The organism is Escherichia sp. MOD1-EC5950, from assembly GCF_002965345.1.
In the GTDB taxonomy this organism is placed as follows: domain Bacteria; phylum Pseudomonadota; class Gammaproteobacteria; order Enterobacterales; family Enterobacteriaceae; genus Escherichia; species Escherichia marmotae.
This window is the reverse complement of record NZ_PTSR01000012.1, coordinates 123956-132876: the sequence shown is the minus strand read 5'-3', so window position 1 is coordinate 132876 and position 8921 is coordinate 123956. Positions and strand designations below refer to the sequence as shown.

Genomic DNA, 8921 nt, shown 5'->3' with positions numbered 1-8921 from the left:
TGGGGTATCGCCAAGCGGTAAGGCACCGGTTTTTGATACCGGCATTCCCTGGTTCGAATCCAGGTACCCCAGCCATCGAAGAAATAATCTGGCTACGTAGCTCAGTTGGTTAGAGCACATCACTCATAATGATGGGGTCACAGGTTCGAATCCCGTCGTAGCCACCAAATTCTGAATGTGTCGAACAGGTTCGGCAAGTTCAAAAAAATTTGTTGGGGTATCGCCAAGCGGTAAGGCACCGGATTCTGATTCCGGCATTCCGAGGTTCGAATCCTCGTACCCCAGCCAATTTATTCAAGACGCTTACATCGTAAGTGCACCCTGTTGGGGTATCGCCAAGCGGTAAGGCACCGGATTCTGATTCCGGCATTCCGAGGTTCGAATCCTCGTACCCCAGCCAATTTATTCAAGACGCTTACATCGTAAGTGCACCCTGTTGGGGTATCGCCAAGCGGTAAGGCACCGGATTCTGATTCCGGCATTCCGAGGTTCGAATCCTCGTACCCCAGCCACATTAAAAAAGCTCGCTTCGGCGGGCTTTTTGCTTTTCTGCGTTTATTCAATATCGAATGCGATGTTGGCACGCCTTACCCTACGAAGTCGGATGCGACGCTGCCGCGTCTTATCCGACCTACGGTTGGCATGCATCCGGCAATGTTGTGAGGCTACAACCCTAACGCATATTTCAGCGCCTGACGTTTCAAGACGCCAGCACGTTCCGCCGCCATCAAACCAAGATTACGTACAAAACGCAGTGGCGGCAGATTATTGCTGAATCCGGCATAAAACAGATCCATACCGCTTTGCATAATGAAGTTATCCGCCATGCGACGCATCTGGTAACGCTTGAGGATTGGATAACTGGCCCACGCTTCGCCATGACTGCGCGCGCTCACCAGAACGTCAATCAGAGCATCAACATCGCGATAACCAAGATTCACGCCCTGCCCCGCCAGCGGATGAATGGTGTGCGCCGCATCGCCCACCAGTGCCAGACCTGGCTGAACATATTGCAATGCATGACGACGCGTCAGTGGAAACGCCCCCGCAGCAAGCGGCGTCACATAACCGAGACGCGACGGGAAATGTTTCGCGATTTCCGCCTGTAACTGCGCCATATTCATATTCTGTAACTGGCGAATGCGCGCCGGAGAGTCATACCACACCAGCGACGCCCAGTGATCAAACAACGGCAGGAAAGCACGCGGCCCGTCAGGTGTAAACTGCTGCCAGGTGCTGTCGCCAGGATCATTCTCGCACCGCACGCTAATCAACATACACGACTGCGCATACTGCCAGGCATGAACGCCAATTCCCGCCATCTGCCGCACCTGTGAATTTGCCCCATCGGCACCAATCACCAGCTTCGCGCGGATCACTTCTCCGCCCTTCAGCTCCAGCTCCTGAAGATCATTATCGCGATGCAACGCAATCAGCGAGGCCGGTACACGTAGCGTCACGTTCGGATGCGTCTCCAGTGCCTGCCACAACGCCTGTTGCAGAACGGTGTTTTCTACCATATAGCCAAGCAACGGTAGCTTAAGTTCAGCGGCGTCAAACACCACATGCGCCGTTTCCCACTCCCACGTTTCCAGTCTGCGATAAGGATGGCAACGCATAGCCTGTACCGCATCCCAGACACCTGAACCTTTAAGCAATGATACCGACGCAGCGCTAATCGCTGAAATACGCACGTCAGGCTGGCTGTCCTCTACAAACGGCGCAGGTTCAGCGTGTTCAATAACCGTTACCGAAAATCCGTGCTGCGCCAGTCCCAGCGCCAGTGCGCCGCCGACCATTCCTCCGCCGACAATGGCAATTTCCGTTGGTTGATTTGTCATGGTCAATCATCCTGTTAGCAATATGCTTTAAGTTTACAGGATTTTTACCCCCAAGGGCTGATAACGCTCATACTGGTCACAACGGCAGCAAAGCATTACACTATGCGCCCTGCATTCCTGGCTACTATTTCGCAAGAGCAAGTCGATGACCAAAAAACTCCATATTAAAACCTGGGGCTGTCAGATGAACGAGTACGATTCATCGAAGATGGCCGATCTGCTGGATGCCACCCACGGCTATCAACTGACCGACGTGGCGGAAGAAGCGGATGTGCTGCTGCTGAACACCTGCTCAATCCGCGAGAAGGCTCAGGAAAAAGTCTTCCATCAGTTGGGTCGCTGGAAACTGTTAAAAGAGAAGAATCCGGACCTGATTATCGGTGTTGGCGGCTGCGTGGCTTCGCAGGAAGGCGACCACATTCGTCAACGCGCCCACTACGTCGATATTATTTTTGGGCCGCAAACGCTGCACCGTCTGCCGGAGATGATCAACTCCGTGCGCGGAAACCGCAGCCCGGTCGTAGATATCAGCTTCCCGGAAATCGAGAAGTTTGACCGTCTGCCAGAACCGCGCGCCGAAGGACCAACCGCGTTTGTCTCCATCATGGAAGGTTGCAATAAATATTGTACCTACTGCGTGGTGCCTTACACCCGTGGTGAAGAGGTAAGCCGTCCATCCGACGATATTCTGTTTGAGATTGCCCAGCTTGCCGCTCAGGGCGTGCGTGAAGTCAATCTGCTCGGTCAGAACGTGAACGCCTGGCGCGGTGAGAACTACGACGGCACCACCGGCTCGTTTGCCGATCTGCTGCGTCTGGTTGCCGCTATCGACGGGATCGATCGTATTCGCTTTACCACCAGCCATCCGATCGAATTTACCGACGATATCATCGAGGTTTATCGCGATACGCCAGAACTGGTGAGCTTCCTGCACCTGCCGGTACAGAGCGGTTCCGATCGCATCCTCAACCTGATGGGCCGTACCCACACGGCGCTGGAATACAAGGCGATCATCCGTAAATTGCGTGCGGCGCGTCCGGATATTCAGATCAGTTCTGACTTCATCGTTGGCTTCCCTGGCGAAACCACCGAAGACTTTGAGAAAACCATGAAGCTGATTGCCGACGTCAATTTCGACATGAGCTATAGCTTCATCTTCTCCGCACGTCCGGGTACACCAGCCGCCGATATGGTTGATGATGTTCCGGAAGAAGAGAAGAAGCAGCGTCTGTATATTCTGCAAGAACGTATCAATCAGCAAGCGATGGCATGGAGCCGCCGGATGCTCGGCACCACCCAGCGTATTCTGGTGGAAGGTACTTCGCGTAAGAACATCATGGAACTTTCCGGGCGTACCGAAAATAACCGCGTGGTCAATTTCGAAGGCACGCCGGATATGATCGGTAAATTCGTCGATGTGGAAATTACCGACGTTTACCCGAACTCCCTGCGCGGTAAAGTGGTACGTACCGAAGAGGAAATGGGTCTGCGCGTGGCAGAGGCTCCGGAATCAGTGATTGCCCGTACCCGCAAAGAAAACGACCTTGGCGTGGGTTATTATCAGCCGTAATTCTCAGGCCCGCCGTTCCGGTGGGCCTTGTTTTTTCTCTCTTTATCCCCATTTTTATCGCAATGCTTGCGCCTTTTTCCTGTGGCGTGAATAATTTCCTTATAGGCCGGTGAATGTTCAGCTTCCGGCGGCATACAAATAAGAGGAACGGTTTGAACATAGACACTCGCGAAATCACCCTGGAGCCAGCAGACAACGCGCGTCTGTTGAGCCTGTGCGGCCCGTTTGATGACAACATCAAGCAACTCGAACGCCGTCTCGGCATCGAAATCAATCGCCGCGATAACCACTTTAAACTGACCGGTCGTCCGATTTGCGTCACTGCCGCGGCAGACATTCTGCGCAGCCTGTATGTCGATACTGCCCCAATGCGCGGTCAGATCCAGGATATCGAACCGGAGCAGATCCACCTTGCGATTAAAGAAGCGCGAGTGCTGGAACAAAGTGCGGAAAGCGTGCCAGAGTACGGCAAAGCGGTCAATATCAAGACCAAACGCGGGGTCATTAAACCACGCACACCGAACCAGGCGCAGTACATCGCCCATATTCTTGACCATGACATCACCTTCGGCGTGGGTCCGGCGGGTACGGGTAAAACCTACCTGGCTGTGGCTGCGGCGGTTGATGCGCTGGAACGTCAGGAAATCCGTCGTATTCTGCTGACCCGTCCGGCAGTAGAAGCTGGTGAAAAATTAGGTTTTCTGCCCGGCGATTTAAGCCAGAAAGTAGACCCGTATCTGCGCCCGCTATACGACGCGCTGTTCGAAATGCTTGGCTTTGAAAAAGTCGAGAAACTGATTGAGCGCAACGTTATTGAAGTCGCGCCGCTGGCCTATATGCGTGGTCGAACACTGAACGACGCATTTATCATTCTTGATGAGAGCCAGAACACCACCATCGAACAGATGAAGATGTTCCTGACCCGTATCGGTTTTAACTCAAAAGCGGTTATCACCGGCGACGTCACGCAGATCGACCTGCCGCGTAATACCAAATCGGGTCTGCGCCACGCCATCGAAGTGCTGGCCGATGTCGAAGAGATCAGCTTTAACTTCTTCCACAGCGAAGACGTTGTTCGTCACCCGGTAGTGGCGCGTATCGTTAACGCCTATGAAGCCTGGGAAGAAGCCGAACAAAAACGTAAAGCGGCGCTGGCGGCAGAGCGCAAGCGTGAAGAACAGGAACAAAAATGAGTCAGGTGATCCTCGATTTACAACTGGCCTGTGAAGATAATTCCGGGCTACCGGAAGAGAGCCAGTTTCAGACATGGCTGAATGCGGTGATCCCGCAGTTTCAGGAAGAATCAGAAGTGACTATTCGCCTGGTCGATACCGCCGAAAGCCACAGTCTGAATCTGACCTATCGCGGTAAAGATAAGCCGACCAACGTGCTTTCCTTCCCATTTGAAGTGCCGCCTGGCATGGAGATGTCGCTGCTGGGCGATCTGGTTATCTGCCGTCAGGTGGTTGAGAAAGAAGCGCAGGAACAAGGTAAACCACTGGAGGCGCACTGGGCGCATATGGTGGTGCACGGCAGTCTGCATTTGTTAGGTTACGATCACATCGAAGATGACGAAGCAGAAGAGATGGAAGCCCTCGAAACAGAGATTATGCTTGCTCTGGGCTATGAGGATCCGTACATTGCCGAGAAAGAATAATTTGCCGGGCATTTGACTGGCAGACGTCCCCGCCGTTGGTAAGTAACGACGGTGTTTTGATTAACTAACATGAGAACCCATACGACGCCATGAGCGACGACAATTCACACAGTAGTGACACGATAAGCAACAAGAAGGGATTTTTCTCCCTGTTACTCAGCCAACTTTTCCACGGTGAACCGAAAAACCGTGACGAACTGCTGGCGCTGATCCGTGATTCCGGGCAGAACGACCTTATCGACGAAGATACGCGCGATATGCTCGAAGGGGTAATGGACATCGCAGACCAACGCGTTCGCGACATCATGATCCCGCGCTCCCAGATGATTACTCTGAAACGCAACCAGACGCTGGATGAATGCCTTGATGTCATCATCGAGTCTGCCCACTCGCGTTTCCCGGTGATCAGCGAGGATAAAGATCACATTGAAGGGATTCTGATGGCGAAAGACTTGCTGCCGTTTATGCGCAGCGATGCTGAAGCCTTCAGCATGGACAAAGTGTTACGTCAGGCGGTTGTCGTTCCTGAAAGTAAGCGCGTAGACCGGATGCTGAAAGAGTTTCGCTCTCAGCGATACCACATGGCGATCGTCATTGACGAATTCGGCGGTGTTTCCGGTCTGGTGACCATTGAAGACATCCTGGAACTGATTGTTGGTGAGATTGAAGACGAGTATGACGAAGAAGATGATATCGACTTCCGTCAACTTAGCCGTCACACCTGGACCGTGCGTGCGCTGGCTTCCATCGAAGATTTCAACGAAGCGTTCGGCACCCACTTTAGCGATGAAGAGGTCGATACCATCGGTGGTCTGGTGATGCAGGCGTTTGGGCATCTTCCGGCGCGTGGCGAAACCATCGACATCGACGGTTACCAGTTCAAAGTGGCGATGGCCGACAGTCGGCGTATTATTCAGGTTCATGTCAAAATCCCGGATGACTCACCCCAGCCGAAGCTGGATGAATAAAACCGAAACTGGATAGATAACTACATGGCTTTTGCCTCATTACTTGAACGCCAGCGCATTCGCCTGCTGCTGGCGTTATTATTCGGTGCCTGCGGAACGCTGGCCTTCTCCCCTTATGACGTCTGGCCTGCGGCGATTGTTTCGCTGATGGGGCTTCAGGCTCTGACCTTTAACCGCCGCCCACTTCAGTCTGCCGCTATCGGCTTCTGCTGGGGATTTGGCCTGTTTGGCACCGGTATTAACTGGGTATATGTCAGCATCGCGACCTTTGGCGGGATGCCAGGCCCGGTAAACATCTTCCTGGTGGTGCTGCTGGCGGCGTATCTTTCGCTGTATACCGGGCTGTTTGCTGGTGTTCTGGCGCGGCTGTGGCCGAAAACCACCTGGCTGCGCGTGACGATTGCCGCCCCTGCCCTCTGGCAAGTCACCGAGTTTCTGCGCGGTTGGGTGCTAACTGGCTTTCCGTGGTTGCAGTTCGGCTATAGCCAGATTGACGGGCCGTTAAAAGGGCTGGCACCGATAATGGGCGTGGAAGCCATTAACTTCCTGCTGATGATGGTTAGTGGCCTGCTGGCGCTGGCGCTGGTCAAACGCAACTGGCGTCCACTGGTGGTGGCCGTTGTGCTGTTTGCACTCCCCTTCCCTCTGCGTTACATCCAGTGGTTTACCCCGCAACCGGAGAAAACCATTCAGGTTTCAATGGTTCAGGGTGATATTCCACAATCACTGAAGTGGGATGAAAGCCAGCTTCTTAATACGCTGAAGATTTACTACAACGCGACAGCACCGCTGATGGGTAAATCGTCATTGATTATCTGGCCAGAGTCAGCAATTACCGATCTGGAAATGAATCAGCAACCGTTCCTCAAAGAGCTGGATGGCGTGCTGCGCGAAAAAGGTAGCTCGCTGATCACCGGGATTGTCGACGCGCGCCTCAATAAGCTGAACCGATACGATACCTACAACACCATCATCACGCTGGGTAAAGGTGCACCTTACAGCTATGAATCGACCAATCGCTATAACAAAAACCATCTGGTGCCGTTTGGCGAGTTTGTCCCGCTGGAGTCGATTCTGCGTCCGTTAGCGCCGTTCTTTGATCTGCCGATGTCGTCATTCAGCCGCGGGCCTTATATCCAGCCGCCGCTGTCCGTGAATGGTATTCAGCTTACCGCAGCCATTTGCTACGAGATCATTCTTGGCGAGCAGGTGCGCGATAACTTCCGTCCGGATACCGACTATCTGCTGACTATCTCCAACGATGCATGGTTTGGTAAGTCTATTGGCCCGTGGCAGCACTTCCAGATGGCGCGAATGCGTGCGCTGGAACTGGCGCGCCCGCTGCTGCGTAGCACCAACAACGGCATTACGGCGGTGATTGGCCCACAGGGTGAGGTTCAGGCGATGATCCCGCAATTCACCCGCGAAGTATTAACCACTAACGTGACGCCGACTACCGGACTCACACCGTACGCACGTACCGGCAACTGGCCGCTGTGGGTGCTGACGGCACTGTTTGGTTTTGCCTCTGTGTTGATGAGTCTCCGTCAGCGACGTAAATAATCCCTTCTAATTGTGCCGGAATACATTACGTATTTCGGCACGCTCACCGGATGCGGCGTCAATGCGTTATCCGGATGACAAAATTCCCCTATCCAACTTTGGCACATCTATTGCTTTGTTATACAAGGCAAACCTTGAACCGGTGTCGGTACAACCAGGTTGCACCATAGCAATCCACCGATAGCACCAAAAGAGTGCATTTTGAGAATTTTGCTTCGGAATGGTGCGGTGCATCTCGCAAAAACAAACAATAAAACATCAATATCTTTACATTTATACAAACTAAATGTTACCTAACAAGCACAACACTGCACAATAAAGTTGCAGATGATAACAACACAAACACTCACAACGGGTATCCATGCGTTCTTAACGCAGAAGATAAAGGAGTTGGATATGCAATTACGTAAATCTGCCACAGCAATCCTGGCCCTGGCGCTTTCCGCAGGTCTGGCACAGGCAGAAGACACTGCCCCGACTGCAGGCAGTACGCTGGACAAAATCGCCAAAAACGGCGTGATTGTCGTCGGTCACCGCGAATCTTCGGTGCCTTTCTCTTATTACGACAACCAGCAAAAAGTGGTGGGTTACTCTCAGGATTATTCCAACGCCATTGTCGAGGCAGTGAAAAAGAAACTCAACAAACCGGATCTGCAGGTGAAACTGATCCCGATCACCTCACAAAACCGTATTCCGCTGCTGCAAAACGGCACTTTCGATTTTGAATGTGGTTCTACCACCAACAACCTCGAACGCCAGAAACAAGCGGCTTTCTCTGACACCATTTTCGTGGTCGGTACGCGCCTGCTGACCAAAAAAGGCGGCGATGTTAAAGATTTTGCTGATCTGAAAGACAAAGCCGTAGTAGTCACTTCCGGCACCACTTCTGAAGTTCTGCTCAACAAACTGAATGAAGATCAGAAGATGAATATGCGCATCATCAGCGCCAAAGACCATGGTGACTCTTTCCGCACGCTGGAAAGCGGTCGTGCCGTTGCCTTTATGATGGATGACGCCCTGCTGGCCGGTGAACGTGCGAAAGCGAAGAAGCCTGATAACTGGGAAATCGTCGGCAAACCGCAGTCTCAGGAAGCTTACGGCTGCATGCTGCGCAAAGATGATCCGCAATTCAAAAAGCTGATGGATGACACCATCGCCCAGGTGCAGACCTCCGGTGAAGCGGAAAAATGGTTTGATAAGTGGTTCAAAAACCCCATTCCACCGAAAAACCTGAACATGAATTTCGAGTTGTCGGACGAAATGAAAGCACTGTTCAAAGAACCTAATGACAAAGCACTGAACTAATTACAAGAACCAGGGGC

At 52.7% G+C, this 8921-nt stretch carries 7 protein-coding genes and 5 tRNA genes; 11 read left to right on the top strand and 1 reads right to left on the bottom strand.

Annotated features, from left to right (window positions below; translation table 11 throughout):
- The 5 genes from BEA93_RS13970 to BEA93_RS13950 all read left to right on the top strand — a co-directional run bounded on the left by BEA93_RS13970 (position 1) and on the right by BEA93_RS13950 (position 512).
- Positions 1-75, top strand: a tRNA-Gln gene (locus BEA93_RS13970).
- Between the two features lie 15 nt (positions 76-90).
- Positions 91-167, top strand: a tRNA-Met gene (locus tag BEA93_RS13965).
- 46 nt (positions 168-213) lie between these two features.
- A tRNA-Gln gene (locus BEA93_RS13960) sits at positions 214-288 on the top strand.
- A gap of 37 nt (positions 289-325) precedes the next feature.
- Positions 326-400, top strand: a tRNA-Gln gene (locus BEA93_RS13955).
- A gap of 37 nt (positions 401-437) precedes the next feature.
- Positions 438-512 (top strand) — tRNA-Gln (locus BEA93_RS13950).
- 153 nt (positions 513-665) lie between these two features.
- Here BEA93_RS13950 and ubiF read toward each other — a convergent pair.
- The gene (gene ubiF, locus BEA93_RS13945) at positions 666-1841 is read right to left on the bottom strand and encodes a 3-demethoxyubiquinol 3-hydroxylase (RefSeq protein WP_000184597.1); all 1176 of its coding nucleotides are present in this window, start codon (positions 1839-1841) and stop codon (positions 666-668) included.
- Between the two features lie 145 nt (positions 1842-1986).
- Here ubiF and miaB point away from each other — a divergent pair, with 145 nt between their 5' ends.
- The 6 genes from miaB to gltI all read left to right on the top strand — a co-directional run bounded on the left by miaB (position 1987) and on the right by gltI (position 8904).
- Positions 1987-3411 (top strand): tRNA (N6-isopentenyl adenosine(37)-C2)-methylthiotransferase MiaB, encoded by a 1425-nt coding sequence (gene miaB / locus BEA93_RS13940; RefSeq protein WP_001515972.1) that lies wholly within the window; start codon positions 1987-1989, stop codon positions 3409-3411.
- Positions 3412-3563: 152 nt separating this feature from the next.
- Positions 3564-4604 carry a PhoH family protein gene (locus BEA93_RS13935; protein WP_024191850.1) on the top strand — a complete coding sequence of 347 codons (1041 nt, stop codon included), beginning with the start codon at positions 3564-3566 and terminating at the stop codon, positions 4602-4604.
- Complete coding sequence (gene ybeY / locus BEA93_RS13930; RefSeq protein ID WP_000084457.1) at positions 4601-5068, top strand: rRNA maturation RNase YbeY; 468 nt, start codon at positions 4601-4603, stop codon at positions 5066-5068. The genes BEA93_RS13935 and ybeY overlap by 4 nt, the downstream gene beginning before the upstream one ends.
- An 89-nt stretch (positions 5069-5157) precedes the next feature.
- Positions 5158-6036, top strand: a complete 879-nt coding sequence (gene corC / locus BEA93_RS13925) for a CNNM family magnesium/cobalt transport protein CorC (protein ID WP_001278605.1) — start codon at positions 5158-5160, stop codon at positions 6034-6036.
- 24 nt (positions 6037-6060) lie between these two features.
- Positions 6061-7599 (top strand): apolipoprotein N-acyltransferase, encoded by a 1539-nt coding sequence (gene lnt / locus BEA93_RS13920; RefSeq protein ID WP_016248466.1) that lies wholly within the window; start codon positions 6061-6063, stop codon positions 7597-7599.
- Between the two features lie 396 nt (positions 7600-7995).
- On the top strand, positions 7996-8904 hold the full coding sequence (gene gltI, locus BEA93_RS13915) for a glutamate/aspartate ABC transporter substrate-binding protein GltI (RefSeq protein ID WP_016248465.1): 909 nt from the start codon (positions 7996-7998) through the stop codon (positions 8902-8904).
- Positions 8905-8921: the final 17 nt, after the last annotated feature.

Coding starts and splice junctions, on each gene's coding strand:
- gltI (WP_016248465.1), top strand. CDS start 7,996: ATGCAATTACGTAAATCTGCCACAGCAATCCTGGCCCTGGCGCTTTCC.
- ubiF (WP_000184597.1), bottom strand. CDS start 1,841: ATGACAAATCAACCAACGGAAATTGCCATTGTCGGCGGAGGAATGGTC.
- lnt (WP_016248466.1), top strand. CDS start 6,061: ATGGCTTTTGCCTCATTACTTGAACGCCAGCGCATTCGCCTGCTGCTG.
- miaB (WP_001515972.1), top strand. CDS start 1,987: ATGACCAAAAAACTCCATATTAAAACCTGGGGCTGTCAGATGAACGAG.
- ybeY (WP_000084457.1), top strand. CDS start 4,601: ATGAGTCAGGTGATCCTCGATTTACAACTGGCCTGTGAAGATAATTCC.
- corC (WP_001278605.1), top strand. CDS start 5,158: ATGAGCGACGACAATTCACACAGTAGTGACACGATAAGCAACAAGAAG.